This window comes from Priestia sp. P5_B4 (genome assembly GCF_056400385.1).
This window is the reverse complement of record NZ_JBFULJ010001336.1, coordinates 1-732: the sequence shown is the minus strand read 5'-3', so window position 1 is coordinate 732 and position 732 is coordinate 1. Positions and strand designations below refer to the sequence as shown.

The following is a 732-nucleotide window of genomic DNA, read 5'->3' as shown; positions in this document are numbered from 1 at the left end:
ATTCAGGAAAGATTGGAGAGGGAACTATAAGAACGTATCCCATGTTTATAACATGTAGGATTCGTTAAGCAATTTACGAATAAAAAGAGGATTGGACTGATTAAAAATGAAAGTGAATTTTGAGAAATTTGGCGAACTAAACAATCAAGCTGTACATGCTTATACCTTATTAAATGATGAAGGCCTTAAAATCACCTGCCTTGACTATGGGTGTGTGATATCAAATATTGAAATGCCGGATTCTGAAGGGAAGATTGAAAGTGTTGTATTGGGATTCGATTCAATAGAAGAATACCAAAAGTATTCTCCTTATTTCGGAGCTGTGGTCGGACGCGTAGCAGGGCGTATAGGCGGAGCAGCGTTTGAGCTTAATAATGAAACCTACCGTCTAGAGAAAAATGAAGGAAACAACCATCTGCATGGCGGATCAGAAGGATTTAGTCACAAAATATGGAATGCCAAAACAATTGATGCAAGTGATCATGTAGGCGTTGAATTTACATATGTAAGTAAAGACGGAGAAGAAGGCTATCCCGGCAACCTTGAAGTGAAAGTTACGTATACATTAACGAATAAAAATGAGTTCCATATTTCTTACGAAGGAACAACAGATCAAGATACTCTTATTAATTTAACAAATCATACGTATTTCAATTTAAGCGGAAATCTAAAAGAAACGGTGTTGGATCATGTTTTGAAGCTGAAAAGTAACGAATTCTTAGAGTTGAATAA

General features: G+C 36.1%; 1 protein-coding gene. It reads left to right on the top strand.

All coding sequences use genetic code 11. The features are described 5' to 3' along the window. Positions 1 to 106 precede the first annotated feature (106 nt). Positions 107 to 732: aldose epimerase family protein (locus AC1DRF_RS30825; protein WP_477742678.1), on the top strand; the 626-nt coding region annotated here is incomplete at its 3' end.